Source organism: Rothia uropygialis (genome assembly GCF_004137765.1).
Lineage (GTDB): Bacteria > Actinomycetota > Actinomycetes > Actinomycetales > Micrococcaceae > Rothia.
Map to the genome: position 1 here is coordinate 239,591 of NZ_NOIS01000003.1, position 25,955 is coordinate 265,545.

The 25,955-nt window shown below is 61.1% G+C and carries 19 protein-coding genes and 1 riboswitch; of the genes, 5 read left to right on the top strand and 14 right to left on the bottom strand.

Features of this window, described 5'->3' with window-relative positions:
• The first annotated feature begins 278 nt into the window (after positions 1-278).
• Positions 279-2,702 carry an FdhF/YdeP family oxidoreductase gene (locus tag EWV35_RS07850; protein ID WP_129660209.1) on the top strand — a complete coding sequence of 808 codons (2,424 nt, stop codon included), beginning with the start codon at positions 279-281 and terminating at the stop codon, positions 2,700-2,702.
• A gap of 57 nt (positions 2,703-2,759) precedes the next feature.
• Here EWV35_RS07850 and EWV35_RS07855 read toward each other — a convergent pair whose 3' ends face one another.
• The 11 genes from EWV35_RS07855 to EWV35_RS07900 all read right to left on the bottom strand — a co-directional run bounded on the left by EWV35_RS07855 (position 2,760) and on the right by EWV35_RS07900 (position 15,645).
• The gene (locus EWV35_RS07855) at positions 2,760-3,215 is read right to left on the bottom strand and encodes an HD domain-containing protein (RefSeq protein ID WP_129660212.1); all 456 of its coding nucleotides are present in this window, start codon (positions 3,213-3,215) and stop codon (positions 2,760-2,762) included.
• A 136-nt stretch (positions 3,216-3,351) separates the two neighbouring features.
• Positions 3,352-5,370, bottom strand: a complete 2,019-nt coding sequence (locus EWV35_RS07860) for an ABC transporter ATP-binding protein/permease (RefSeq protein ID WP_129660215.1) — start codon at positions 5,368-5,370, stop codon at positions 3,352-3,354.
• A gap of 29 nt (positions 5,371-5,399) precedes the next feature.
• Positions 5,400-6,581: an efflux RND transporter periplasmic adaptor subunit gene (locus EWV35_RS07865; protein WP_129660218.1), complete on the bottom strand. Its 1,182-nt coding sequence runs from the start codon at positions 6,579-6,581 to the stop codon at positions 5,400-5,402.
• A 14-nt stretch (positions 6,582-6,595) separates the two neighbouring features.
• On the bottom strand, positions 6,596-7,474 hold the full coding sequence (locus EWV35_RS07870; protein WP_129660221.1) for a hypothetical protein: 879 nt from the start codon (positions 7,472-7,474) through the stop codon (positions 6,596-6,598).
• A gap of 59 nt (positions 7,475-7,533) precedes the next feature.
• A complete protein-coding gene (locus EWV35_RS13630) occupies positions 7,534-7,914 on the bottom strand; it encodes a peptidase inhibitor family I36 protein (RefSeq protein ID WP_366150674.1) in 381 nt (126 codons plus the stop codon).
• 177 nt (positions 7,915-8,091) lie between these two features.
• Positions 8,092-9,384, bottom strand: a complete 1,293-nt coding sequence (locus EWV35_RS07875) for an LLM class flavin-dependent oxidoreductase (protein WP_394342446.1) — start codon at positions 9,382-9,384, stop codon at positions 8,092-8,094.
• 8 nt (positions 9,385-9,392) lie between these two features.
• Positions 9,393-10,187, bottom strand: a complete 795-nt coding sequence (locus EWV35_RS07880) for a 3-oxoacyl-ACP reductase (RefSeq protein ID WP_129660227.1) — start codon at positions 10,185-10,187, stop codon at positions 9,393-9,395.
• Positions 10,188-10,263: 76 nt separating this feature from the next.
• A riboswitch (TPP riboswitch) is annotated at positions 10,264-10,360 on the bottom strand.
• Positions 10,361-10,375: 15 nt separating this feature from the next.
• The gene (gene efeB / locus EWV35_RS07885) at positions 10,376-11,797 is read right to left on the bottom strand and encodes an iron uptake transporter deferrochelatase/peroxidase subunit (RefSeq protein WP_129660230.1); all 1,422 of its coding nucleotides are present in this window, start codon (positions 11,795-11,797) and stop codon (positions 10,376-10,378) included.
• Positions 11,798-11,812: 15 nt separating this feature from the next.
• On the bottom strand, positions 11,813-13,138 hold the full coding sequence (gene efeO / locus EWV35_RS07890; RefSeq protein ID WP_129660233.1) for an iron uptake system protein EfeO: 1,326 nt from the start codon (positions 13,136-13,138) through the stop codon (positions 11,813-11,815).
• A 65-nt stretch (positions 13,139-13,203) separates the two neighbouring features.
• Positions 13,204-14,064, bottom strand: coding sequence for an iron uptake transporter permease EfeU (gene efeU / locus EWV35_RS07895; RefSeq protein ID WP_129660236.1), 861 nt, complete (start codon positions 14,062-14,064; stop codon positions 13,204-13,206).
• Positions 14,065-14,217: 153 nt separating this feature from the next.
• Positions 14,218-15,645 carry an MATE family efflux transporter gene (locus EWV35_RS07900; RefSeq protein WP_129660238.1) on the bottom strand — a complete coding sequence of 476 codons (1,428 nt, stop codon included), beginning with the start codon at positions 15,643-15,645 and terminating at the stop codon, positions 14,218-14,220.
• Positions 15,646-15,746: 101 nt separating this feature from the next.
• Here EWV35_RS07900 and EWV35_RS07905 point away from each other — a divergent pair, with 101 nt between their 5' ends.
• Together EWV35_RS07905 and EWV35_RS07910 are read left to right on the top strand one after the other, a co-directional pair.
• Positions 15,747-18,131: an ATP-binding cassette domain-containing protein gene (locus tag EWV35_RS07905; protein ID WP_129660241.1), complete on the top strand. Its 2,385-nt coding sequence runs from the start codon at positions 15,747-15,749 to the stop codon at positions 18,129-18,131.
• Complete coding sequence (locus EWV35_RS07910; protein WP_129660244.1) at positions 18,128-18,646, top strand: hypothetical protein; 519 nt, start codon at positions 18,128-18,130, stop codon at positions 18,644-18,646. Before EWV35_RS07905 ends, EWV35_RS07910 begins: the two co-directional genes overlap by 4 nt.
• Positions 18,647-18,802: 156 nt before the next feature.
• Here EWV35_RS07910 and EWV35_RS07915 read toward each other — a convergent pair whose 3' ends face one another.
• From EWV35_RS07915 to EWV35_RS07925, 3 genes are all read right to left on the bottom strand, one after another.
• Positions 18,803-19,201, bottom strand: a complete 399-nt coding sequence (locus EWV35_RS07915) for an RNA-binding S4 domain-containing protein (RefSeq protein ID WP_129660247.1) — start codon at positions 19,199-19,201, stop codon at positions 18,803-18,805.
• A 505-nt stretch (positions 19,202-19,706) separates the two neighbouring features.
• Positions 19,707-20,624 carry a type IV toxin-antitoxin system AbiEi family antitoxin domain-containing protein gene (locus tag EWV35_RS07920; RefSeq protein WP_129660250.1) on the bottom strand — a complete coding sequence of 306 codons (918 nt, stop codon included), beginning with the start codon at positions 20,622-20,624 and terminating at the stop codon, positions 19,707-19,709.
• 965 nt (positions 20,625-21,589) lie between these two features.
• On the bottom strand, positions 21,590-22,348 hold the full coding sequence (locus EWV35_RS07925; protein ID WP_129660252.1) for a DUF6270 domain-containing protein: 759 nt from the start codon (positions 22,346-22,348) through the stop codon (positions 21,590-21,592).
• A 98-nt stretch (positions 22,349-22,446) separates the two neighbouring features.
• Between EWV35_RS07925 and EWV35_RS07930 the strand changes: the two genes are divergently transcribed.
• Positions 22,447-24,429: a glycosyltransferase family protein gene (locus tag EWV35_RS07930; protein WP_129660255.1), complete on the top strand. Its 1,983-nt coding sequence runs from the start codon at positions 22,447-22,449 to the stop codon at positions 24,427-24,429.
• A 194-nt stretch (positions 24,430-24,623) separates the two neighbouring features.
• Positions 24,624-25,877 (top strand): UDP-N-acetyl-D-mannosamine dehydrogenase, encoded by a 1,254-nt coding sequence (gene wecC / locus EWV35_RS07935; RefSeq protein ID WP_129660258.1) that lies wholly within the window; start codon positions 24,624-24,626, stop codon positions 25,875-25,877.
• Positions 25,878-25,955 lie beyond the last annotated feature (78 nt).

A 25,955-nucleotide genomic window follows, 5' to 3' on the forward strand; every position in this document is an offset into this window, starting at 1 on the left:
CCGGGGCCGGGACAAATATGGGGTTTCCGAGGCATTTCCGCATAAGTGCATCTCCAGGCCCCGGCGCTGGGGTGGCCCGTGTCAGCGGGCTCGGGACGTCGGCGCTGTGGACCTTTTCGAGGGTCAACCGTGTCACCGGCGAAGCCCACGTCGCGGGAACCGAGAAAAATTTCGCTTGGCAAGGCATCTCACGCCGGGGGTATCCTGGCACCAGACTTGCCCCTGATCGTTCCCGGACCGGTCGGGCATTCGAACCATACACCGGGCGAGGAGAAACCATGACCGTCCATCCGCATATCAAAGGACAGTCCGACGAGACCGCCAGCGCCCCCGGCAAAAACAAAGGGCCTCTCAATAATTCGTACCTCCAGGGGCTTGCAGGTCAGCTCGTCACCGAGTGGAACGTGGAGGGCGAACAGGGCCAGGGCGGTTATGGCCCGCGCACTCGCCGCCCGTTTTCTCAGAAGGATTACCATCACCCCGCCGCCGGTTACGGCGCCGCGTTGTCCGTGACCGAGGTCTTGGCCAAGGAACGTGAACCAGTCCTCGGCGCCCGTTCGGTGTTCACCATGAACCAAACTGACGGCGGTTTCGACTGCCCCGGATGCGCCTGGCCGGACGACCCCAACGTCTCGATGGATATTTGCGAAAACGGCATCAAACACGTCACGTGGGAGATGACGCCGAAGCGGACGACGCGCGAGTTCTTTGCCCAGCATTCTGTGTCCGAACTCGAGTCTTGGAGCGACCACGATCTGGAGAAGGTCGGACGTTTGACCGAGCCGATGTCCTACGATGCCGATTCCGATCACTACATCCCGATCACGTGGGATGATGCTTTCGCGATGGTCGGAGATACCCTCCGCAGCCTGGACAGCCCGCACGAAGCCACGTTCTACACCTCAGGCCGGCTGAGCAATGAGGCGACGTTCATGTACCAGCTCTGGGCGCGCGAGTTCGGCACGAACAATCTGCCCGATTGTTCCAACATGTGCCACGAGGCGTCCGGGCGCGCATTGACGGCCTCCCTCGGCACGGGCAAGGGAACGGCCGACCTGAATGACTGGCTCGAGGCAGATCTCTTGTTCGTGATGGGCGTGAATGCTGGCTCCAATGCGCCGCGCATGCTCACAGCACTGGCCGAGGCCGAGCGCAAGGGCACCAAGATCGTTCACATCAATCCGATCATTGAGGCCGCGACCAACGGAACGATCGTGCCGCACGAGATCGATCAGATGATGATGGCCAAGGTCACCCGAACTTCTTCCCTCAACCTCCAGGTCCGTCCTGGGGGCGATATGGCACTGATGCGGGGCATCGGCAAGCGCCTGATCGAGCTCGCCGGCAACGACCCGGAGGCCATCGACCACGCGTTCCTCGAAAAGTACACCCACGATTTCGAGGCGTACCGCAACCTCGTCGAGCAGACCTCCTGGGAGGAGCTCGAGGAGCAGTCGGGTGTTTCCAAGGGCCAGATCATGCAGCTCGCGAACCTGTACCGCGAGTCGGACAAGACGCTGATCTCCTGGTGCCTCGGTGTCTCCCAGCACGAGCACGGTGTGGACACTGTCCGAGAGATCGTCAACCTTCTGATGCTGCGGGGCAACCTGGGCAAGAATGGCGTCGGCCCCTCCCCCGTGCGCGGGCACTCGAACGTCCAGGGAAACCGGACCTGCGGCATCGACCATCGCCCGAGCAAGGAGTTCATCGAGAAGCTCAACCGCGCTTTCAATGTGGATGCGCCGACCGAGCACGGCCTGGACACGGTCAGCTCGATCGAGGCCATGCACGAGGGATCGGTCAAGGTGTTCGTCTCGCTGGGCGGCAACTTCGTTCGCGCGGTTCCGGATCCGGAGTACACCGAGACCGCAATGCGGAAGCTGGATCTGAATGTGCAGGTCAGCACGAAGCTGAACCGAAGCCACATTGTCCACGGCAAAAAATCGCTGATTCTGCCGTGCCTGGGCCGCTCCGAGAAGGATATCCAGGCCTCGGGTGAACAGTGCGTCTCGGCCGAGGACGCGATGTCGATGGTCCATGCCTCCTTCGGCATGAAGAAGCCGGCGTCCCCGCACCTGCTGTCGGAAATGGCGATCCTGGGCGGCATGGCTCGTGCGACCCTGCCCGAATCGACGACGCCGTTCGAGAAGTACGTGGACAATTACGACGAGATCCGCGACATGATGGCCGAGGTTCTGCCCGGGTTCGAGAATTTCAACGAACGTGTGCGCCGGCCTGCGGGATTCCGCATCTACCAGGCGGCACGCGAACTGGATTTCTCTAAGACCGCGAGCGGCAAGGCGAATTTCTCGACCGCCGAATTGCCGCAAGTGGACCCGGGCGACGGCAAACTAGTTCTGCAGACGATGCGCTCCCACGACCAGTGGAACACGACGATCTATTCCAACAATGATCGTTACCGGGGAATCAAGAACATCCGCACCCTGGTGTTCATGAATCCCGACGACATGCGCGCCCGCGGAATCCAGGAGGGGGATTTCGTGTCCATCACGTCGACCTCGAAGCTGGGCATTATGCGCCGGCTGAACAAGTATCGAGCCTTCGCGAAGGACATCCCTCAGGGAAGCGCGGCCGGTTACATGCCGGAGATGAACGTGCTGATCGGAATCGAGGACTACAGCACGCAGTCCGAGCAGCCCCTAATGAAGAGCATCCGGGTCACGATCACTCGGAGCGAGTAGCCCCGACTTCCAGAGTGTGCGGCGCGGCTGGCCAGTTGTTGGCGAACCGCGCCGTTTTCATAGGCTGAGGAGTTCTTTGGCGCGGCTGTATTTCACGGCCAAGCGCTCCCGGGTCTCTTTGCCGAGACGCGCCGTCCGCTGCGGGTCCGTGTTGTCGTCCAGATCGGACTTCTTGACCAGCACAGCGGCGGGTACCGCACGGACTTTCTCGAAATAGGCCTCGGTCGTCTCGTCGGGTCGTTTGGTCACAGCAACAACTGCATCCACGACTGTCTCCGGGAATGCTTCTCTCAGTTGAGCCTCGCTGACTGACGTGTCTTCCAAAACGTCATGCAACCATGCGGCCGCGATGACCAGGTTTGCTTCGTACCCGTAGACACCCCGGTCATCGCAACGACGCGCCGCATGCGAGGCAACGCGAGCGGGGTGACCAATGTAAGCCTCCCCAGACTTGTCTTTTTGCCCTTCGTGCGCGGCGGTGGCGAGGGCCTCGGCTCGCGGAAGCAGGGTCATATCTTCGATTCTTGCCCAGATTGATTCGTCCAAGTGCCTTTGGCTCATCATGGTCAGGTCCTCAATTCAGATGATCTTGGGAGACACACAACAGCTTAGGCACCCCGACCGACAACTTAAGGGATCTAGGTTGTTTCTATGAATGCATCAGGGTCTCCACGGGGTCGATCCGCCCCGCTTTCCAGGCCGGGTAGGCCCCGGCCACGAGGCCCACGACGAGCCCCGCGGCGAGTCCCCACGCAACCGTTCCGGCACTGACTATGGGCTGCCAATGGTTCACCACGCTGATGGTTGCAATTGCGTCCAGCGCAACGACCACCCCAGCCACCGCGCCGACAGCACTCGTCAGCATCGCCTCGGCCGCGAACTGGACCATGATCCCTCTCGCCCGGTTCCCGAGAGCCAGACGGAGACCGATTTCCTTGCGCCTTTCCAGCACTGCGACCAGGAACGTGTTCATGATCCCGACGGTTCCGATCAGCAATGTCACTGCCGAGAGGGTCAACAAGAGAGAACGCTGTTGCTGGTCCACCGCTCGACGCAGGGTTTCCGGCTCAGCGGGGACGCTGGCCGCGAAGAGCACAGGCTGGTGAGGGCTGAGCGCCATGGGTGCCTCGCGGCCGACCTGAGGCGCCGCCCCGGGAGCCGTAGCCAGGACGACGCTGGTTCGACCGCCGTCGTGACCATCCAGGCTCACACCCAACGGAACGTATACCGCTCCGTGGTAGTCGGACAAGGACGGGTTCTCGGTGGTCACCCCCACCACCGTGAGAGGTTGTCCCCCGACGAACAGCGTCAGACCGGACGTCCACGGGATACCTAGGTTCTCCAAGAGGGAGCGCCCGACCACGGCCACACGGTCTTTGCGATCCATGTGGCCCTCGTCGAATGTTCGCCCGTCAGTAACCTCTTGTCCTTGGGCCACGAAAATACTGGGGGTCGCGGCCAGAACGGGAGCCTGCACCCGCCCTTCAAAATCCTGCCGGGTTTCCGGAGCAGGGGTGACCGTCTCGACACTGGTGGTCAACGGACGAATCACGGCAGTGGATGTGACGCCGTTCAGTTTCCCGAGCCTTTTGATCCCTTCTCCACGGGCGAGGTCCACGGCTTCCTCGGAGGTGAGCGGTGCCTGTGCCGTTTGGTTGAGGACAATCCGTTGTGCTTTGAAGACGTTGAACGCGTCGGAGAGCTGTCCGGCAATGGTCGAGGTGAGCCCGGTGGTCAGGACCAAGGTGGCGACCCCCAGCGTCACTCCCAACGTGGTCAGCAGGTTGCGGCGAGCTCGCCGGATCACGGCTTCAGCGGCTTCGACCACCCCCGAGCGGAACGTCGACAGATTCTTGGCGTTCGGTTCCCGGATTGGCGTTTGTATGCCGGCTCCAGCACCTACCGTGTCAGGTTCATGGCTGCCCCGCTCGGACCCCTCGAATGTCCGCGTTCCGCTCTCCACGGGATTTGCTTCAGCATCGGTCGGGGGTGACGACTCGAAAAGACGGCCGTCGTCAAGCGTGAGTGAGCGGTCGCATTGGGAGGCCACCCACGGATCATGGGTGACGATCACCGTTGTCTGTTGAGGCCCCGTCATCGCCCGGAGCATGTGCATGACCTCGCCTGACCGCCGCGAATCCAAGGATCCCGTCGGCTCGTCGCACAGCAGAAGCTTCGGGTTCGTGACGAGCGCACGGGCAATCGCTACTCGTTGTTTCTCTCCGCCCGAGAGGGTTCTCGGCATCGCGTCCCGGCGATGACTCAGGCCCAGCCTGTTGAGCATGCGTTCCGCCAAAGCCCGGCGTTCGTGCTTTTTGACCCCTAGGTATTTGAGGGGGAGCTCGACATTGGCCATGACGGTCTTGTGCTCCACCAGGTGGAAGGCTTGGAAAACGAAGGAGATCTTCTCAAGCCTCGTGGCGGCGCGCTCCGCACGGGTCAGGGCGGCCGTGTCCCGACCGTCGAGGAGGTAGCTTCCCTCGGTGGGTGGCGCGAGGAGACCCAGGATATGGAGGAGAGTGCTCTTGCCTGATCCGGATGGTCCGACTACCGCGACCATCTCGCCCGGCCGGAGTTCGACGTCCACGCCGCCGAGCACCCTGGTCCGAGAGCCTCCCTCATCGAAGACCTGTCCCAGACCGCGCGCGACGACTGATTGGCCGGCCACACCGTCAGTCCCTTGCCCGACGGCAGCGGTCACCTGCCCTCACCGCCCGTGGTTCCGAGACGCACGGCGTCTCCTTCCTTCAGGTCCCCCGAGAGGGGTTCCACGGCGTTCATGCCTGCGGATGAGAACGTGACCTTGACCGGGATTTCACTGGACTCGTTCCCATCGACCACGGTTACCCGTGTTTCGCCGTTCTTGGTCCAGAGCGCTGAGCTGGGGACCACGAGCTGACGGGGTTCGGACTCTTCGAGGATGATTTGGCCGTTCACGGTCCCTCGGACCTTGTCCGCGTCAGCTCCGAGATCCACGAAGGCTTCCCGTTCGGTTTGGTCTTCGTGCGTTCCATCGGGCCTGACCTGGGTACCCGATTCTCCTCCCTCGCTCTTGTTCTGGGCAGAACCGCCCCGGAGTTGTTCGCTGTTGCTTCCCTGACTGGTAGAGAGCTTCTCCACAATGGACGTCACGGGATATTCTGTGGTTCCGAGCGACGGCACGGTGACGCGTTTGCCGACTGTTGCTTCCGGGGCGAGTTGCCCCGAGGGCCCTGTGCAGCGCAGGCGCACACCGTCGGCGGATACTTTTGCGATAGGGCCTAGCGAAACCGAGCCGGTTTTCCGCGGCTCACCCACCACGGCGCTGGGACGCTCCAGGACCAGGAACGACGATGCCGGAATGCTCTCTTTGGCCTCGAGCGGCTTGTATCCGAAGTGTTTGTACAGTTCGCTGAGTGCCTTGTAAGTACGTTCGTCGACAATGTCGCGAGCCTCCGAGGGACGAGGCGCTTGATACCCCATGGCGCTCAAGGATTTGTTCAACAAAGCGGCATCGGGGCCACGGTCGTCGAGCCGGAGGTCCCTGTACATTGAGAAGCCGCCGATCAGAGCGAATACTGGCTTTCCATTGACCTCCGCGATCAAGGTCCCTTGGTCGATCCGCTCTTTGGCCCCAAGGGCAATCCGAGTGTACTGATCCGTACCGGCAGATCCCGGGGCCTGGAGGGCCACGCTGGATTCGTAGCCCACGGCGCACGTCACTGGGACCGTACTGCGCAATGTGTCCCGAACCACCGAAGCGGTGACAAGAGAGGGCGGGGGAGCTTCGGCTTCGGCCGCTTTTTGGGCGGTCGTCTTGAAGGACGAGGCCATGAACCACGTGAGACTCGTGGCCAGGACGAGCCCAACGGTTCCGACGAGCAACCAGATCTTCTTCACTGACTACCTCGCTCCTACCCGGCAAGGATTGTGGGCGCGTTGGCCTCGGCGGCCCTCTTGGCCTCGGTGACCTGGGCTATCAGCCCCTGTTTGTCGTTGAGGAACGTCGTCAGGTACGCGTTGAGCTGCTTCCGGAGTTGGTTCTCGAAGTCGACCTTGTCCCGGCACTTCGCATCAGCCACGGCGATATCGATACCGGGGTTCTTTATTTTCGCGTGAATAATGTCCGGAGTCTCGAATTCGAGGTTCTCATCGTTTTTCATGCATTCGGACCACTTCTTTTCGAGGCCTCGAGTCCCCTCCGAGTCCATAGCCGCATTGACGTAAGGGAGCGGCAGGTTCCCTGCGGCGCCTTCGAAGACAACACCAGATTCCGCGGAACCGAAAACTTTTTCATAAGCGAAAGCCAGGCAACCATCCTTGGAAATGCCACCAGGCACCCCCTCCACACTCACCGAACCATTCTCGGGGTCCCCGATAAATACGGAGATCGCCTTCTTTTCCATGTCTGAAGGTAGAGATTCAGGATCTTCCAGCCCGGCGTCAGTCACATATCCCTGAACCCGAGCATCTTCGACGTTGAGTTCCGACGGACTCGCCAAACTACGCACCGACGGGGTCTTATGCGATCGGGCGACCCACCGCGCGCCATGGTTACTGACACACTGTCCGATTTCTTTCTCGACCGCGTCATGCATCGCCGGGGTCTGACGGAAGAGTTCATCCACTTTTTCGATAGCTTGGGGATCGGGCGACGTCGCGGCAGCGACGCTTTCGATGGCGAGACTCTCGGTAGACTCGCTCGCATTAGGCTCGCTCTTCGCCCCGCCCTCGGCGGCCCCGCACCCCACAAGGAAAAATACCAGAACAGAGAAAAAAGTAATATTTTTCATTATTCTCTTTCAGCCCGGCGATGGCGACCGTCAGGCCGCCATCGCCAAAACCTAATACGTCAGACTTGTTCCACGAAATCTGCCATGTCATTAAATCTGACGCTTTTCAAATTGTCCTCATACCAGCCGGGCGGCAGGGTTTGGCCAATAAACTGCCTACCCCGACGCCACTGACCAATACCTTCGGAAGCCCTAACGTTCGCGTTGGTCCACGAACTCGCGCGATCGTGAAGGGATCGACTCAGGTCCGTATACCCGTTGTAACCGTTAATGACCTGCGACGAACCGCCACGACGAGCATGCTCATAGACGCACACATTGGAGGTGGGGCATCCAAGTACGGTAGCGGAAGCGGGTGGTGCCGCGATCACCAGACTCGATGCCAGACCACAAGCTACTAGCGAGCCAGCCAGAAGTTTCATCGATATTAACAATTTCATGTTTGCCCGTTACGGATGAATCACGAATAATGGCAAGAAGTATCTTAAGTGACTTAGGGCACCCGGGCAAGGGATTCGGCACGAAAAGTCTAGAAATTTTAAGTATAGATATAAAATCTATACTTATTCCCCGTGACCTGCGGAAATGTCGTCATGTCCGTACATCACCCCCTTGGTTCACCCGCTAGCCAGATGCCCCCGGAGGGTCGCGGCGTCGTAGTCCGTGCGGAAGCGGCCACGTTTCTGAAGTTCCGGAATCACCTGGTCCACGAAGTCCTCGATGCCGCCCGGCAGGGTCGGGAGCATCAGGTTGAAGCCGTCCGCTCCCCCGTCGTCCAGCCAGTGCTCGATCTGATCGGCAATGGTCTCCGGGGTCCCGACCATGGTGCAGTGTCCGCCACCGGCCGCGAGCCGCCCCAGGAGCTCGCGCACCGTGGGGCGCTCGGCTTCGATGATGCGCAGAATCGTCGCGTACCGCCCTTTGGGCCCGGTGAACTGCTCGAGCGGTTCGAGCTCCGGGACGGGCGCGTCGAGCTCCCAGTCGCTGCAGTCGCGCTGCACGAATTTTCCCAGCTGGCGCAGGGAGGCCTCGACGGGCAGGAGCTCGTCCAGCTCCCTTCGCTTCCGTTCGGCTTCCTCGACGGTCGAGCCCACGTAGGTCACGAGCCCAGGCATCACGACGACGTCGTCCGGGTTCCGGCCCGCGGCCGCGACCCGACGCCGAATGTCGGTGCGGTATTCCTCGCCCTGTTCGAGGTCATAGGCGACGGCGTAGATACCTTCCGCGCGACGCGATGCGAGGCTTCGTCCGGGTTCGGACGCACCCGCCTGGAACAGCACGGGCCGTCCCTGCGGCGGTTCGGGCACGTTGAGCGGACCGGCGACCGAGAAGTGTTCGCCCTCGTGGTCCACGCTCCGGATCTGGGTCCTATCCGCGTAGCGCCCCTCTCGGTCCGCACATATCGAGGAACGAGGCCACGAATCCCACAGGGCCTGAACCGCATCGATGAACTCCTCGGCCCTGGCGTATCGCTCCTCATGAGGAGGCAGAGTAGCCATTCCGTGGTTGCGGGCCTCGCCGTCGAACATGGACGTCACGACGTTCCAACCGGCCCGCCCGGAACTGATGTGGTCCAGACTCGCGAGCATCCGGGCCGCATGGTAGGGCGCGTAGAAAGAGCTGGATACCGTGCTGACCAGGCCGATCTTCGAGGTCGCCCGCGCCATTGCGGCCAAAGCAGTCAACGGCTCGAGGAACCACGCGGGAGAATCCTCGATCCCACCGGGGCTCAGGGACTGGCCGTCGGCAAAGAAAACAGCGTCGAGTTTTCCACGCTCGGCGATCTGCGCGAGTTCTTCGTAATAACCGATCTCGCCGAGCCGCTCGACTGACGAGCCGGCAGACCGCCACGCGGCGTTGTGGTGCCCACAGCCGAAGATGAACAGGTTGATGTGTGCTTGTTTTTTCATCACGGCGCTCATCCCTTGACCAAGCCACCGTCGACGATCAAGTTCTGCCCGGTCACAGACCGGGCCCACGGCGAGGCGAACAAGAGAATCGCGTCGGCCATTTCGTCCGGGGTGGTCACCGAACGCAGCGGCGTTCCCGCAGCGATCATGTCGAAGACCTCATCCGGTGTTGCGGAGCTGGCGTCCGTCTCCCGCAGCAGACCGCCGGAGACCATGTTGACCGTGATGCCCTCCTGCCCCAGGTCGTGGGAGAAGGTCCTGGTCAGGGACAGCAGGGCGGCCTTGGCGGCCGTGTAGTCATGGTACGGGACCACGGGGTTCTGGAACAGGTTCGTGCCGATGTTCACGATGCGTCCGAAACCCCGCTTGGCCATGCCAGGCCGGAGCGCCTGGATCATCGCGACCGGCCCGTGGAGCGACCCGTCGATCTGTTTCTGGAATTCCTCTGCGGTGATGTCGGCGGCTTTCGACCGGGCCTCGCCGTTGAAGCTGAAGTCCACCAGGGCGTTGTTGACCAGCGTGGTGGGTGCGGCGTCGAAGAACTCGGAGGCTGAAGCCGCGAACTTGCGAATGCTCTCCCCGTCTCGAACGTCAAGGGCCGCGCAACGGGCTCGGTCCGGGAACTCGTCGACGATGCACATGGCGTCGTCCTTGCTGCGGTGGTAGCCGATCACCACTCGTGCCCCTTCGCGGAGGAAAGCGCGGCTGATGCTCTCTCCCAGGCCCCTCGCACCGCCGGTCACAACCACGATCTGCTCGCCGATGGGCAGAACGCTCGATACGGTGGTGGGATTTTCGGTCATGGTCTTTGCCTCTCGATCGAGGCGAAGGCACCCGAAAGAGCGGTTCTCGCAACCGCGGCTGCGGCACGCGGATGCAAGTGCGCTCTGCGGACATTCCCTTCGCCAGTACTAGCTGAATCAGGTTCTACGGGTTTCATCTCAGCCTCCCTCCGGAGGCACCCCGTGTCGCGCGTCTCATATTAGCACTGCTATTCGAACAGGCGCTGTCCGACCATCTCGTCACCGTCACGAATGCCCGCGGGCACGGCGAAGAGAGCCGATGCCTGGTGCTGGAGATACTCCGTCAGGGCATCCTGCTCCGTCATTTTCTTGAGGGTCGGGTAGAAGCCCTTCCGGGGATCTCGCACGTAGGCGATGAAGAACAGACCCGCATCCAGACGCCCGAGGGAATCGTTGCCGTCCGTGTAGTTGTAACTACGCCGGAGCATCCTATGGCCCCCATTGTTCTCAGGGGCGACGACGGCCACGTGCGAGTCCGTGGGAATCGCGGGTTGCCCGTGGTCGTCCTGAGCCGTGAAGTCCAGCGGTTCGAACTCGTCCGAAGCCCGAGGTGAGGCGATCGACAGCGGGGCACCGTACTGCTTGTCCCGTCCGATCACCTCCTGCTGTTCGGAGAGCCGTACCCGATCCCAGATCTCGAGGTACATGTGAATCTTTCGTGCCACAAAATACGTTCCGCCGTTCATCCACTGTGCGTTGGAATCATCCTCGGGCTGAACCCAAACGTTGTCGTTGAACAGTTCATCGCCGTCTTCCGCCTTAAGGTTGGCCGTACCGTCCTTGAATCCGAAGAGATTCCGGGGTGTCTGCTGACCCCTCGACGTCGACGAGCTGCGCCCGTAACCGATCTGACCCCACTTGAGCGTCGCCAAACCGAAGGCGATGCGGGTCAGGTTTCTGATCGCGTGGACGCAGATTTGGGCGTCATTGGAGCACGTCTGGATCAGAATGTCCCCGTCGCTGGATCCCACCCGCAGGGCTTCGTTCGCAAATTTCGGAACCCCGTCGCTCAGGATCTTGGGCATCTTGCCCTTGAGTCCAAAACGATCATTTCCGCGCTCATCGGCGAAGAACGAACGTCCGAAACCGAAGGTGATGGTCAGTCCGCTCGGCGGGTATCCCCAGGCTTCCCCGGTGTCCGGGGGCGGCATCTGGTGATTGTCCTCAGGAGCGCCGCCGATGAGTTCCCCCGTGCACATCTGCTCCGCGGCGGCCGTCCATTCGGAGAGCAGATCTTTGAGCCCCTCGACATCCTGAGCAGTCACGTTATAGGCGGCGGTGTACATATTGTTTTGCACGGGAGTCAGGATTCCCTGTTGCTTTTCCCCGCGAAAGGGGTACCTGAGTTCAGCCGGATTGGATGCCGTGGCTTCATCGCTGCCCATGCGGTGACCGATTACTCCACCGCCGAAGCCCGCAATGCCCAGCAGACCGGCCGCTCCCGCGGCCCCCACGAGCCGACGACGCGAGAAACCTCGAGTTTTCCCTTGGATTGCTGCCGCGTCGTCGCCGGCCATGGAGTCCGTGGGGCGCGCCTCTGCCCCGTAAGAGTTTGTGGCAGGCGACGAGGCAGTATGCGATTCATCACCGAATGATTTGTGAGGTGACATCGATTCTTCCGTGAGCTAGTGAAGGATCGTTCCCGCGATCTTGGACAGCGGCTCGCTGAGGGCGTTGACCGCGTCGGAGAATTTTCGCTGGAGGTCGGTGTAAGCCGAGTCTTTGGGCACTTCCCCGGCTTCCTTCTGAACGGAAGCGATCTGGGAGTAGTCCTTGAACAGGGTGTTTCCGCCTTCGTCCTTACCGGTCGATTGCTCGTTGATCAGTGACTTCACCGATTCGAAGTTTGACTCGATCTTCTCGGCCAGCTTGGGATCTTTGTCTTTCACCAAATCTGCAACGTTCCCATAGGCAACCTCGGCTCCCTCCACGTTGGCCTTGAAGTCATAGGTATCCGTGTGCGAGAAAGTCTCTTCCTCGCCCACGATCTTGGACGTGGCAACTTCTTCCAGGAGCGAGGAAGCGCCGGTTGCGACATCGGACAATTCGAGTTTGAACTTGCCCTTGGCGCCGTCGATCTTGCCGTAGACCAAGTCGTAGAGCTTCTGGGTGTTTTCGTTCAGTTCGTCCGCGGCTCGTTTCCGGTCGTCGTCCGTGTCGAACTTGTACCCGGCGGATTCATCGGTGAACAGGTCCGCCTCAATGCGGTGCCAGCCGGTCCAGTCCTTGAGCACCTCCGGGTCCGTGGGCTTCTTGTGTGCATCTGTCGAGAGGTCCTGGATCCGGGCGTCCAACGCAGCGTCGAGGTCGCCTCCTTCCTTGATGCCGAAGGACTCCGCGGTCGGCTCGATGCGCTCGTAATGCTGACGAGCCAACGGGTACAGTGCCTTCGCTTTTTCGTCATCGCCCGTGACGTAAGCCTTCGTGAACTCTTGGGTCGCACCTACCAGCTGGCCAGTCTGGTCCTTGACGTACGAGGTGTAGTTCGAGATCGCTTGGTCCTCGGCGGCCTGGACGTCTTTTGCTACTTCCACGGTCTCGCCGTGGGTCACGTCGAATTGGGCGAGCCCCACAAAGTTGCCGACCATATTCGGCTTGCACCCGGTGTAATACGTGCCTTCCTTAAGCGCCGTTGTCATGTGTGCCGTGGTGCCCGGCCCGATGTTTTCCTTCTCGGAAACGATCTGCAGCTTGTTCTCGGTCAGAACCTCGAATTCATTCGGCGAGGTCCCAGTGTTGGCGATATCGAAAGCGACTTTGCCGGCCGGGATCTTGGCCGGATCTGTCGTGCACGTGTCGTCGGTGATGTTGACCTTGACGGTCTGAACAGTTTCCCCGTTTTTGGACTCGTTGGATGAAACCGACGAATTTGCAGGGTTGTCGGTGCACGCCGACAGGGAGATGGCTATAGCTATAGCGGCAGGAACAGCAAGGTACCTTTTGTTTTTCATGTTTTCCTCTTGAGTGCGGTGATGGCGCGGACAACCGCGCCCGGTTCGGGGAAAGGATTGAGGGGTCAGTGCGCCTGAGCAAGCGGCGCGGACCGCTTGCCAGAGGACATTCGGCGCGTGAAGAGGAAGACTGTGGGAACCAAGTAGACGACCCATGCGAGGACTTGCAACACCGTCGGCTGGAGATTGACCTGGAAAACAGCCTGTCCAAGCGTGTAGATCCAGAAGAGGGGCGATGTGGCCTCAGGCAGGCGACTGCTGAGGTCCCAAGCGTGGCTCATGATGCCGGGCAGCACGCCTGCCTCTTGCAGGTCGCCGATTCCGTAAGCACAGATCCCGGCCGTCACCATTATCAGGAAATATCCGGTCACGGAGAAGAAGAGGCGCATATTGATCCGACGAGCTCCTCGGTAGACGACCCACCCGAGGGCGACTGAAAGTACCAGACCAGTCAGTACACCCGCGGTGGTCGCGAGGACATTGGTTTGGACGGAAGATCGAACCGTTGCCCAGACGAAAAGCGCGGTTTCCACGCCTTCCCGGCCGACCGCCAGCACGGCAAGCCATACCAGGCCCCATCCGCCTGAGCCACCCACCAAGGAGCGCTCGACTGAAGATTCAAGGTTGTGCTTGAGCTCTCGGGAGTGACGTCCCATCCAGAAGATCATCCAGGTCACAAGGGCAACAGCAACCAGGGAAAGTGTCCCCCCGATGATCTCTTGAGCCTGGAATGAAAGTGTCTTAGGCCCCCATGTGAGAAGTGCGCCGAGGGCGAGGGGTAATAGAACCGCAATGCCGACGCCCAGCCACATCTTGGGCAGGATGTCGCAGCGTCCTGCCTTGACTAGATATGCAACAAGGATCCCAATAATGAGGGAAGCCTCGAAACCCTCCCGGAGAGCGATCAACAAATTGGCAACGAACACACAGCCTCCCAAGACGATCAGCTACCGGAGGCCCTATGACGGGCTCGACAGCTGGACTCAAGAGAAGTATAACCTAACCTTTAACAAAGTTAATGCTTCTGTTCAGGAAAGATACACTTTGCTTTCCAATATGGCTTCCCTGGATTTTCCGTGTCAGGTCCTGATCCATACGTTCGAGCGCGAGCGCCACCCGAGCGTGATCCCGCGAAGCCCCATGAAGCCCATTGCATACGCGATCCAGACCCAGACGAAGCCCCAGGGATCGACGTCGCCTCCGCGGTCCGCGCTGAAAGCAAAAATTCCCCAGAGCATCGGTGCGTAAATCACCAACGAGATGAATGAGGCGAGGGCCAGATACTTCACGTCCTCGGCGCCGATGAGCACGCCGTCGAGGATGAAGACATAGGACGCCAATGGCTGTCCGACCGCAACCACGATCATCGCGGCACCGAAGAGTTGCTGAACGTGCGGATCGGGAGTGAAGGCCCAGCCGAATCCGTATCCGATGACGGGACAGATCAGGCCGGTTATCACGCCGAAGCCCACGGACCATCGAATCAGGCGGTTCATGAGCCTTCTGACGTGCTCCTTCTCGGACACCAGACTCAGGTTCCGGCTTCCCATCTCCTTCCCAAGTAGGGCTTGGGCCGCGATAGCGAGCGCGTCGAGCCCAAACGCCATGAACCCGAAGAGGGACATCGTCAGTTGATAGGCCGCCAAGTTGACCGCCCCCTGGTGAGTGACGACCAAAACAGTGAGGAGCATCGCGGCTCGCATCGACGCGGTGCGCAGCATCAGCCACGAACCGACGGAAAGTATCGCACCCACACGGCTCGGCGACGTCATCCACCGGACCTCATGGTCCCGGGAGCCTCCGACGATCATGACCAGGTAGACGGCGGCCATGCCCCATTGAACAAGTGACGTGCCCATGGCGGAGCCTGCGACTCCGAGATGCAACGGGAAGACCAGGATCATATTGAGGACGACGTTGACCGCTGCACCGGTTGCCGCAACATACAGCGGCGTCTTGGTGTCCTGGAGCCCTCGGAGAATCCCGAGGGCCGCGAGGACGATGAGCATGCCCGGCAAACCCGGCATGGACCAGCGCATGTAGGCGACGGCGTGTTCGAGGGTTTCCCCCTGGGCACCCATCATGCCCAGAACGGCGGGGGCCAGAATCCAACCGGCGACGGCCAGGACAAGACCCAAACCGAAGGCGACCCACAAGCCATCGCGGCCTTTCTCATAGGCCGCCTTGAGGTTCCTGGCACCAAAGAATCTGGCAACGGCCGGGGTGGTCGAGTACGAGAGGAAAATCATGAGGCCGATGACCGTCTGAACTACCGTGGAAGCGACCGAAAGGCCCGCCAGCTGTGGCGTGCCGAGGTGACCGACAATTGCGGTGTCGGCAAGGATGAAAAGCGGTTCCGAGATCAACGCGCCGAAGGCCGGTAGGGCCAGGGCGAGGATCTGCCGGTTGAGACTCTTCGCCGAGGCCTCCGATGAAGTGTGTTCAGGAGCGTTATTCACCCGGCCAAGTCTAGGAGGTGAACGGTTCGCGGAGCCACGGGCAGACATTAATACCCGAACACTGTTCCCCAGCCTCGTAGACGTCGTTGTTGTCCACAATCTGTTTGGCGACCGTTCCGACGGGTCAGGACTTCTGGTTAGATCGAGTCATGGCCAACACTCTCGAGACCGTGCACCCCGCCGACTCCCATGAGCTGATCCGCGTGCACGGCGCACGAGAGAACAACCTCAAGGACATCAGCGTCGAGTTGCCCAAGAGGCGCTTGACGGTATTCACCGGCGTCTCCGGCTCGGGCAAGAGTTCCTTGGTCTTCGGAACCATCGCGGCCGATTCGCAAAGACTCATCAACGAGACCTACAGTGCGTTCGTCCAAGGGTTCCTGCCCACCCAGGCGCGACCGGAAGTGGACTTTCTGGACGGCCTCACCACGGCGATCATCGTGGACCAGGAGCGTATCGGGAGCAATGCGCGCTCGACCGTCGGGACCGTTACGGATGCCAATGCACTGCTGCGGACGCTGTTCAGCCGCGTAGCTGAACCCAAGATCGGCGGCCCCAAGGCATACTCCTTCAACACGCCCTCCGTGACCGCGTCCGGAGCGATGAAGGTCGAGCGAGGCCACCGCAAGGCGGTCAAGACGACGTTCTCCGTGACCGGTGGAATGTGCCCTCGCTGTGAAGGCATGGGCTCGGTGACGGATCTAGACCTGGAGGAGGTCTTCGACGAAACCAAGTCCTTGTCCGAGGGCGCGATCAAAGTTCCCGGATATTCGGGCGGCGGCTGGAACGTCCGGCTCTTCAGCGGTTCGGGTTTTGTGGATCCGGACAAGCCCATCAAAAACTTCACGAAGCGGGAAATGCACGATTTTCTGTACAAGGAACCCGCACGAATCAAAGTCGACGGAATCAACATGACCTACGAGGGTCTGATACCTCGCATCCAGAAGTCGATGCTGGCCAAGGACAAGGAGTCGATGCAGCCTCACATACGAGCGTTCGTGGATCGCGCAGTGACCTACGTGACCTGCCCGGATTGTCACGGCACTCGCCTGACCCAGGGTGCGCTGTCCTCCAAGGTCGACGGCAAAAACATTGCCGAGTTGTGCCAAATGCAGATCAGCGATCTGGCCGAGTGGGTCAGAAACCTCGACATCCGCACCGTGGGTCCTTTGCTCACGGCACTGCGTCATCTCCTCGATTCATTCGTGGAGATCGGTCTGGGTTACCTGTCCCTGGATCGGGCTTCCGGCACGCTTTCAGGAGGCGAGGCCCAGCGGGTCAAGATGATCCGCCACCTGGGCTCCTCGTTGACCGACGTGACCTACGTATTTGATGAGCCGTCTATCGGACTGCATCCCCACGACATCGAGAGAATGAACCGACTGCTGCTTCAGCTGCGGGACAAAGGCAATACGGTTCTGGTGGTCGAGCACAAACCGGAAATGATCGAGATCGCCGACCACGTGGTGGATCTCGGCCCCGGTGCGGGCAAAGCCGGCGGTGAAGTTTGCTATGAGGGCGACGTAGCCGGCTTGCGTACTTCCGCTACCGTGACGGGCCAGCACATCGACGACCGTGTGCGCCTCAAGGACTCGGTTCGCAAGGCCACCGGAAAACTCAAGATTCGCGGTGCCAAACGCAACAACCTGCGGAACGTGGACGTCGACATTCCTTTGGGGGTCCTGACCGTGGTTACCGGCGTCGCCGGATCCGGGAAGTCTTCGCTGCTCCACGGTTCTTTGCTCAAGGGAACGCGGGGCGCAGAGGAAGGCATCGTTTCCATCGATCAGGCTCCCATCAAGGGGTCGCGCCGGAGCAATCCCGCCACGTACACCGGACTCCTCGAGCCGATCCGCAAGGCATTCGCCAAGACCAACAACGTGAAGGCTGGACTGTTCAGCTCCAATTCGGAAGGAGCATGCCCCGCGTGCAATGGCGCGGGAGTCATATTCACCGACCTGGGAATGATGGCGGGGCTCTCCACCGTGTGCGAGGACTGCGAAGGCAAACGTTTCCAACCCGAGGTCCTGGAACACAAATACGGTGGCAAGAACATCAGCGAAGTTCTGGCCATGTCTGTCGTCCAAGCTGAGAAATTCTTCGGTCCGGGCGAGAACAAACTTCCCGCTGCACACAAGATCCTGAAGCGTTTGGACGATGTCGGACTCGGGTATCTGAGCCTGGGGCAGCCTCTGACCACTCTCTCGGGTGGCGAGCGCCAGCGACTCAAATTGGCTACCCGGATGGGAGAAAAAGGCGGGGTCTATATCCTCGACGAGCCGACCACTGGGCTCCACCTGGCCGATGTGGAACAGCTTCTGGGGCTGCTGGATCAACTCGTGGATTCGGGCAAGTCGGTGATCGTCATCGAACACCACCAGGCGGTCATGGCACATGCCGACTGGATTGTTGATCTGGGTCCCGGTGCCGGTCACGACGGCGGGCGTGTGGTCTTCGAAGGGACACCGGCCGAGTTGATAAGATCCGGATCGACGACAACCGGCCGCCACCTGAAGGAATACGTCGAATCATGAGCACCCGCCACGGAACTTCGGAACACGGGCCAACAGCTGGCGCGATCGAGGGGTCCGGGGCCGAGGCTTCTGGGGCGGAGGTCCCCGGAGCGGCGGGCTCTTGGGCGGCGTCCGGGCCGGCAGCGCCCGGGCCGGCAGCGCACAAACCTGCGCATGAGCGCGGCCGCGGGACGTCTCGCGTCGGCGGGGCACTGACGGCTATCGGCGTCGCCCTCTCGATCGTCGCTTCTATCCTGACCGGACTGCTCCTGGAGCACGCCGAAAGGACGCTGCCCTACCGCACCATCAAGGAAGCCCTGGACCATGGCGACGGAGCCGCCTACGCCCCGTCGGTGGTCTGCGCGGCGTCGCAGATCTTCTGGGTCGCGCTCGTGTTCGTGGGTTTCATCCTCTTGGTCATCGGCTTCGCCCGTGGCTATCGCCGCACGTGGGTGTGGATTGCCGCCGTTCTGGGACCCGTAGGACTGCTGGTTTCGGTATCGGCCTTCGTGGTCACGCTGGGGTTGGCGGCGTAGATCCGGGCTCGTGCCGTCGGGTCGACGGCCGACGCCATGGCCGTCGTTGTCGGCCGGCGTCATCGGCCGGCGGCGTCGCGAGACCCACGCCGCTTCGCGCGCTCCGCGGCGCTTTCGGGCCGGCCCGAGGCACGCTCTTGGCGGCGCCGGCGGCCTTCAGCCTCGGTGGCCCCAGAGCTTTTCGAGCTCGCGCCGTTCCTTCTTCGTCGGACGACCTGCGCCCGGTTCACGACGTGGCACCGGTGCCGACAAGGCGCTCGGCTTCGGCGGCGAGTGGTCGACGTAGCACGTGCGAGCGATCGGCGCCCCAACCCGCTTGGTCAGCAATTTGGTGACCTCGAAGACCCGTTCCCAGCCGGGAGTCCTGACCTTGACGACGTCGCCCACCCGAATCGCCTGCGAAGCCTTGACGGGCTGGTCGTTCAGCCTCACGTGCCCCGCCCGACACGCTGTCGTGGCCGAGGACCGGGTCTTGTAGAGCCGGACCGACCAGAGCCACGCGTCGAGCCGGACGCTCGACGGCCCTTCCTGCGGAGCCTGGTTCTGGAAAGTCATGGGCACCATTCTAAATCGCGCGGTCGAGACCACCCCAGCGGCCTGGGGTCGGGGGCCGGGACGCGGGGTCGGGGTGGCAGGACATACGGGTGGGGGGACGGTTGGTTTGGGTGGCCGTTGAGGCGGCGGTTGGGACGGCCAGCTCTGGTGGCGGTTACCGAATTCGAAGGCGGTTCCCGACGCCGGCCCACGCTTCCTACTCTCGTGTGCTCCCCGTTAGGCGGCGGTTGCCCACTTCGGAGGCGGTCGCCGGCGTCGACCCACGGTTCTTTACCTCGTTGATCCACACATTGGGAGGCGGTTGCCCGATCCGGAGGCAGTTCCCGCCCTCAACCACCGATTTTTGACGCCGTTGGCCGCACCGTTGGGAGGCGGTTGCCCAATTCGGTGGCGTTCTCCGTCGTTAGGTGGGGCTTTAGCCGCCACCTAACGACGGAGAAGGCCACTTATGCGGGTAACCGCCACCCAACCCGCGGTCGACCAAACTCACCGACCGGATCCGCTGTCATCGGAGCTTGTCCATCGCGGCGGCCACTCGCAAACGCAAGCCTGCCGGATCCCGGGCAACTTCGTTCCAGTTCGTCCGCAGGATCGTCCAGCCCTCAGCGACGATCAGTTTCTCCCGATGCCTCTCCTTGAAGACCACCTGATCCGTGGGCGCGAAGTCGAAGTACTTGGACTTTCCGTCGACCTCCAACCCCAGCTTGAAGCGGGGCCACCCGAAATCCAGATGCTTGGTCCCCTCTCTCGTACGAACGGGTTGCTGCGAGACGGGAGGAGGCAGGCCGGGCAGGCACAGAACGAATCTGGTCATTGTTTCGGCGACGGACTGGCACCGTGGGTCGGCGAGCTCAAGAACCTTGCGCGCCCTTCCGATGCCGTGACGACCTCGCCCACGTACGACCAACGACTCGACCTCGGACTTCTCCACTCCACGCGCCAGGATCTGGTCCATAACGATCAGCCCCTCGCTCACCGGAAGGGTCAGCGAGCACTCGAAGGCCGTCCTCGCCAGCGGTGTCACGTGTGGCCCTTCCCTGTATCTGACCCAGTCATCCAGTGCATGCGGGCGAGCATGCGCCCTCACCAGAGGGTTGCTCGGGAAGGTGCGCTGCGGCGTCGTGATGTGGATGCGGTCCGGAAGACGAAGAAGGCTGATGCTGTGAAACAGCGCCGCCGACGCATGAGAAAAGACGAACGAGAGCTGAGTTGTCTTCCATACCGCGAGGTGCCGGGCGATTGTTCTTTCACGCTCATTCGCCTGATGCCACCGGTCGGCGCGGACATAGACCCCACGCGAGATCCGGGTGAACTCCCCTGAGCGAATCTTGTGGCTCAGTGTCTTCTCCGTCTCGCCCTGAGCCAGCAGAGATCTGGTTGTTATGACGTCCGAGGAGGTTATCGGAGGGCATTTGTCGTTCATACGACCACTATCGACGCCGTTGACTGCCCCTGGCGCCCGATCCGGCAATCTGTGGAAAACGGCGTTGGGAGGACGCCGCCGCAAAGTTGGACGTCGACACGCGTCGGGCGGAGGCTCCTTCGAGGATCAGTTGCCCAATTTGGTGGCGTTCGCCCGATCCGGTGGCGGTTTCCGGCGTCAACAGCCGGTTCGCGGCTCCGCCCCGACCTCCGTGAGGTGGTGGTTCCCCGCTCAGGTGGCGGTTTTCGGCGTCAATCGGCGGACGGACCGAGGACCCGACCCCACGCTGGAGGCGGTTCCCCAATCCGGTGGCGGCTTCCGTCCCCAACCGCGGTTCCGGACCCGAGTTTGGCCCCGCGTTGGGAGGCGGTTGCCCGCAAAAGTGGCGTTCTTCGTCGTTAGGCGGGGTTTTGGCCGCCACCTAACGACGGCGAACGCCTCGCAATCGGGTAACCGCCACCAAACCGAACCTGCGGCGCGCAAAGAAGCGTGGCCCCCAGAAGAACCGTGGGACGACGCAGGTGCGCGGCGCCCAAAAACGCGTGAGCTACGGTCGAACGTTGGGGCGGTGCCGGAGCGTGGGCCGCAGCAGAACCGTGGGCCGCCGCCGACCTGGACTCGAAGCGAGACCGCGCCGGCGTCGAGGAAACCGCATCCAACCGCGCCGCCCACGACCCGAAACCCCCATCCCGAAGCCGCCCCGTTAAAAAACCACCGACCGGGAAGTGGAGCTATAGGGAAAACGCTCCACCCCCGGCCGGTGGTTCGAGACGGATTCGCGGTCCGCCTCTCATCAATCACTCGCACCTTATGAGGTACTAATTAACCTAACCACCCCGACTGAGTTGCAACCTCACACCAGCTGAGAGCCTCCTGTTAATCAGGTCACGACTTGGACAAGCTCCTGCGCTCGGGCCTCTCAGCGCCCGACCGAGAGGCCCAAGATTCCAGTCTTGCAGGCAGATTCAGCTCGCCAGGGCCCTGAAGCGTTGCAGTATCCCCGCATCGATTTCGTCGTAGACCTCTGGGGTGTAGTGGAACGGAGCGAGGCCCCAACGGTGTTCGGAATCACCCAAGACATCTCCTGCCACGGACAGCACATCGAACCCCAGGGCTTCCAAATGACTGTAGTAGGGCTCGAAGAGCTGGTTGGCCTGGCTCGCGGACAACCCCAGGCTGGGCGGAACGGATTCACCGTTGCGTCCTTCGACGGCCCACGGCACTTTGATGACCACGACTTTTTCCCAAAGGCCGCGTTTTCGCAGACCCTCGCCGAATTCGCCGACGGCTTCCTTCCACGCTTCAAAATGCATCTCATCGCCAAAGGGCACCCATTGTTCCCCGGGCAGCACCTCCGCAACAGGCTCTGCCGAGAGCGCGTCCACTGACCTGGTGGCGACCCCGCCGTTCATGAACCAATAGACACCATGCCGTTCGTCGACGAGATCCCACAGCAGCAAGTCGAACTCACCGGCTGCGTCAATCTGCTCCCACAGGTCGCCGCGCCAGTCGCCGACGACCATTCGCTCCTGGAAAGCATGTTGAAGTCCCAACTCGGTGGGCAGGAATTCTGAGGCGTCATGCCCGACGGAAATCACCGATTGCCGCGCTATGTAACGCCGGAGCTCGTACGAGCCTGGCCCGAGTTGCTCAACCGCATCTCGAGACACGCAGGATCCGAATACGAAGAGCCGAGGGACCCGATCCTTCTGTGGCTCCGTCATAAGTGTGTCTCCCAACCAACCGCTGTTAATTTCGACTTAGTGGTTAGACTAATGGCGTCCGTGCCAATGGCCCATTTCCTATCGCGCTAGGAGTCTTTATGTCCGCGGAGCGGCTCCTGAGCATTCAGCATTTTCGCCGAATAGCCTGGCACCTGAGGAAAGGCGGAATCACGCAGGTCCGGACCTATATTCACCGAAGGCGCCTCGGACTGAACGACACCCTGATGCCGCCCGCCGTTTCATACTCTCAGAACGTTCCCGCCCGAAGTGGTCTGGCAGGACGGTCTGAAAGCGCAACCCCAGCCGGTTACACTCTGGACTTCCTTCCAGCACAGCCTTCACGCAAGAAACCCACGTTCCCGGACCTCACCGTGGCGACAATCCTGGACAAATTCTCCCAGACCGCTTGGAGTCATGAATTCCCGACCCTTCCTGTGACGCCAGAATCCTGGCGCCGAGAGCTCGAGGAGACTCCACCGGATCTCCTTCTGGTCGAGTCGGCATGGGCTGGCAACGACGGGGCCTGGCAATACCAGCTCACGGGCTCAAAAGCGCCCTCGGCCGCATTGCGCGAACTCGTGGCACACTGCCGCGAGATCGGCGTACCCTCGGTTTTCTGGAATAAGGAAGATCCGCCACATTTCGAAGACTTCTTGGATACAGCACGGCTTTTCGACGTCGTCCTGACCTCCGATTCCCGACTGGTTCCTGAATACCAACGGAAGGTCGGCCATGAGAGGGTCTTCCCCCTCTCCTTCGCCGCCCAGCCGGCCGTTCACAACCCCATTCGGCCCCAACACGGCTTCCATCAACGCGACGTCGCTTTTGCGGGGATGTATTTTTCTCACAAGTTTCGGGAACGACGCGAGCAGATGGAGTTGCTGCTCCACGCCGCGCTGGCCGTCTCCGGGAAAATGAAATACGGTCTGGAGATCTTCTCCCGTTTCGTAGGAGACGACGAGCGCTATCAGTTCCCGGCACCTTTTTCGAAGCGAGTTGTCGGTGGCCTGGGCTACGATCGGATGCTGACCGCGTACAAAGCGTTCAAGGTGTTTCTGAACGTCAATTCGGTGACGGAATCGCCATCCATGTGTGCTCGTCGTCTTTTCGAGATCACGGCATCCGGAACCCCTGTGATTACCACGGCATCCGAGGCAATACCGAGGTTCTTTACCCCTGAACAGGTCCCGGTGGTGGATTCAGCGCAGAATGCCCAACACACTATTCGAGCACTCGTCAGGTCCCCCGAGCTCAACGACCGCACTGCACACCTGGGCCAACGAGAGATTTGGCGAAAACACACTTATGCGCACCGCATGGTGCAAGTTCTGGAGGGAGCAGGGCTCTTCCAGGATGCCCAAAAGGAGAGTTTCCGGAGTCGGCTGTCTCTTCCCTCAGTGAGTGCGGTTGTCAGCACCAACCGGCCTCACCAACTGGACCATGTCCTCGAAACCCTAGGAGGATTCGAGGATGTGGACCTCGAGGTGGTCCTCGTGACCCACGGGTTCGAAGTCAAGGACTCCGTGTTGCGGACAAGGGCCGCGGCCGCCGGCATCGAACATCTGGAAACGTTCGATGCCCCGCAATCCTGGTCCTTGGGCAGATGTCTGAACGAAGCGGCCACTGCCGCATCGGGCGAAATACTCACCAAGATCGACGACGACGACCTCTACGGTCCGCAATACCTCGCGGACCTGTTGCGTGCGCTGCGCTTCTCAGGTGCCGACATCGTGGGGAAACAAGCTCATTACATGCACCTAGTGGGTAGAGACGCCACCATGTTGCGGTTCCCTGAACGGGAACACAGATGGACCGACTTTGTCATGGGGCCGACCATGACCGGCAAGACAGAACTGTTCCGGGACATCGGATTCAGTGAGCTGTCTCGCGGCGAGGACTCGGACTTCCTCAAGCGGGCAGTACGTGCTGGCGGCAGCATCTATTCCTCGGACCGCTTCAATTTTTGCCAGGTGCGTCAAGAGGTGGCGACAGGGCATGCATGGGACGTCGAGGACGTTGAGTTGTTGGCAACCGGTGAGGTCAAATTCTTCGGTCTGCCCTTGGAGCATCTCTTCGCCTAACACGTCGAGTCACATGTACAAATCTTTCCCAAAAATTGGATTTTACCTAGTCAGGCTGGGATAATTTCGCGAGGCAATACGAATATTTGGCGATCAGGCGCGCGCCAGGATCAGTAGCCAACATCTTCATCACATCGCTTCCAATATTGGTCGGCGCACATGACCGCCGATCCCCTCAGAGGAATTCAGCCTTTATGACTCAGCAATCTGTCGCTTTCGTCGGTCTCGGATACATCGGCCTTCCCACCTCAGTCACGATGGCCAATCACGGCCTTACCGTGACGGGTGTCGATATCAATGAAGACAACGTGGCTCGCATCAACCGTGGAGAAGTAACTATCGTCGAGCCGGGTCTCGAAGAGTTGCTGAAAAAAGCGGTCGATTCCGGGAACCTCACGGCGACCACTCTCATGCCCCACGCGGATACCTACGTCCTGGCGGTACCCACACCTTTCAAAGAGAATCACGAGGGCGATCTTTCCTACGTATTCGCCGCAGCCGAGTCCATCGCGCCCTTGCTCGTCGGTGATGAGTTGATCATTCTCGAGTCCACATCACCGCCGCTGTCTACCCAAAAAATGGCGGAAAAGATTCTGGCGCTTCGGCCCGATCTGGTGGCCGACGGCTCTCCGAACCCGGATGACAAGCCCGTGATTCACTTCGCCCACTGCCCGGAGCGCATTCTCCCTGGCCGAGCCATGGAAGAGTTGATCACCAACGATCGAATCATCGGTGGGCAAACCCCTGAGGCCACCCGTCGCGCAACGGAAATCTACGCAACTTTCTGCACTGGCGAGCTCCTGCCGACCGACGACACGACTGCGGAAATGGCGAAACTCACCGAAAACTCGTTTCGGGATGTCAATATCGCGTTCGCCAACGAGCTGTCGCTGATTGCGGACAACTTGGGTATCAATGTCTGGGAGCTCATCGAGCTGTCCAATCACCATCCGCGTGTCAACATTCTTCAGCCCGGCCCGGGCGTGGGCGGCCACTGCATTGCCGTCGATCCGTGGTTCATCGTCGCTGCGGACAAGGAGAACTCGAATCTGATCCGCACGGCTCGTGAGGTCAACGACGGCAAACCGGACTGGGTGGTCAGCAAGGTGACCCACGCGGTCCAGCACCTGGAGAATCCGAAGGTGGCCGTGCTAGGCCTGGCCTTCAAAGCGGATATCGACGACCTTCGCGAGTCGCCGGCTTTGAACATCACCAAACGCTTGGCCGCTTCCCTGCCCGAGACCGACGTCCTCGCGGTCGAGCCCAATGTGGAGTCTTTGCCCACTTCGCTCGGGGCCATGGAGAATGTACGGTTGGCGGATTTGCACGAAGCAATGGATGAAGCCGACGTGGTGTTGTTGCTGGTCGACCACCGAGAGTTCAAGGATCTTCCGGCTACGACACTTAAGGGCAAGACTGTTATAGACACCAAAGGCATCTGGCGGTAATGAGCCCAAACGATCACAGTGCCGCGCATCGCCGCCCCGACGAAACGCCGTCCGTTCAGACCCGTCTCGCCCGTATAA

What these genes read in the sequence shown, in the direction of transcription:
- EWV35_RS07850 (WP_129660209.1), top strand. Translation starts at nt 279, where the DNA reads ATGACCGTCCATCCGCATATCAAAGGACAGTCCGACGAGACCGCCAGC.
- EWV35_RS07855 (WP_129660212.1), bottom strand. Translation starts at nt 3,215, where the DNA reads ATGACCCTGCTTCCGCGAGCCGAGGCCCTCGCCACCGCCGCGCACGAA.
- EWV35_RS07870 (WP_129660221.1), bottom strand. Translation starts at nt 7,474, where the DNA reads ATGAAAAATATTACTTTTTTCTCTGTTCTGGTATTTTTCCTTGTGGGG.
- EWV35_RS13630 (WP_366150674.1), bottom strand. Translation starts at nt 7,914, where the DNA reads ATGAAATTGTTAATATCGATGAAACTTCTGGCTGGCTCGCTAGTAGCT.
- EWV35_RS07875 (WP_394342446.1), bottom strand. Translation starts at nt 9,384, where the DNA reads ATGAAAAAACAAGCACACATCAACCTGTTCATCTTCGGCTGTGGGCAC.
- EWV35_RS07880 (WP_129660227.1), bottom strand. Translation starts at nt 10,187, where the DNA reads ATGACCGAAAATCCCACCACCGTATCGAGCGTTCTGCCCATCGGCGAG.
- efeB (WP_129660230.1), bottom strand. Translation starts at nt 11,797, where the DNA reads ATGTCACCTCACAAATCATTCGGTGATGAATCGCATACTGCCTCGTCG.
- efeO (WP_129660233.1), bottom strand. Translation starts at nt 13,138, where the DNA reads ATGAAAAACAAAAGGTACCTTGCTGTTCCTGCCGCTATAGCTATAGCC.
- EWV35_RS07900 (WP_129660238.1), bottom strand. Translation starts at nt 15,645, where the DNA reads ATGTCTGCCCGTGGCTCCGCGAACCGTTCACCTCCTAGACTTGGCCGG.
- EWV35_RS07905 (WP_129660241.1), top strand. Translation starts at nt 15,747, where the DNA reads ATGGCCAACACTCTCGAGACCGTGCACCCCGCCGACTCCCATGAGCTG.
- EWV35_RS07910 (WP_129660244.1), top strand. Translation starts at nt 18,128, where the DNA reads ATGAGCACCCGCCACGGAACTTCGGAACACGGGCCAACAGCTGGCGCG.
- EWV35_RS07915 (WP_129660247.1), bottom strand. Translation starts at nt 19,201, where the DNA reads ATGACTTTCCAGAACCAGGCTCCGCAGGAAGGGCCGTCGAGCGTCCGG.
- EWV35_RS07920 (WP_129660250.1), bottom strand. Translation starts at nt 20,624, where the DNA reads ATGAACGACAAATGCCCTCCGATAACCTCCTCGGACGTCATAACAACC.
- EWV35_RS07925 (WP_129660252.1), bottom strand. Translation starts at nt 22,348, where the DNA reads ATGACGGAGCCACAGAAGGATCGGGTCCCTCGGCTCTTCGTATTCGGA.
- EWV35_RS07930 (WP_129660255.1), top strand. Translation starts at nt 22,447, where the DNA reads ATGTCCGCGGAGCGGCTCCTGAGCATTCAGCATTTTCGCCGAATAGCC.
- wecC (WP_129660258.1), top strand. Translation starts at nt 24,624, where the DNA reads ATGACTCAGCAATCTGTCGCTTTCGTCGGTCTCGGATACATCGGCCTT.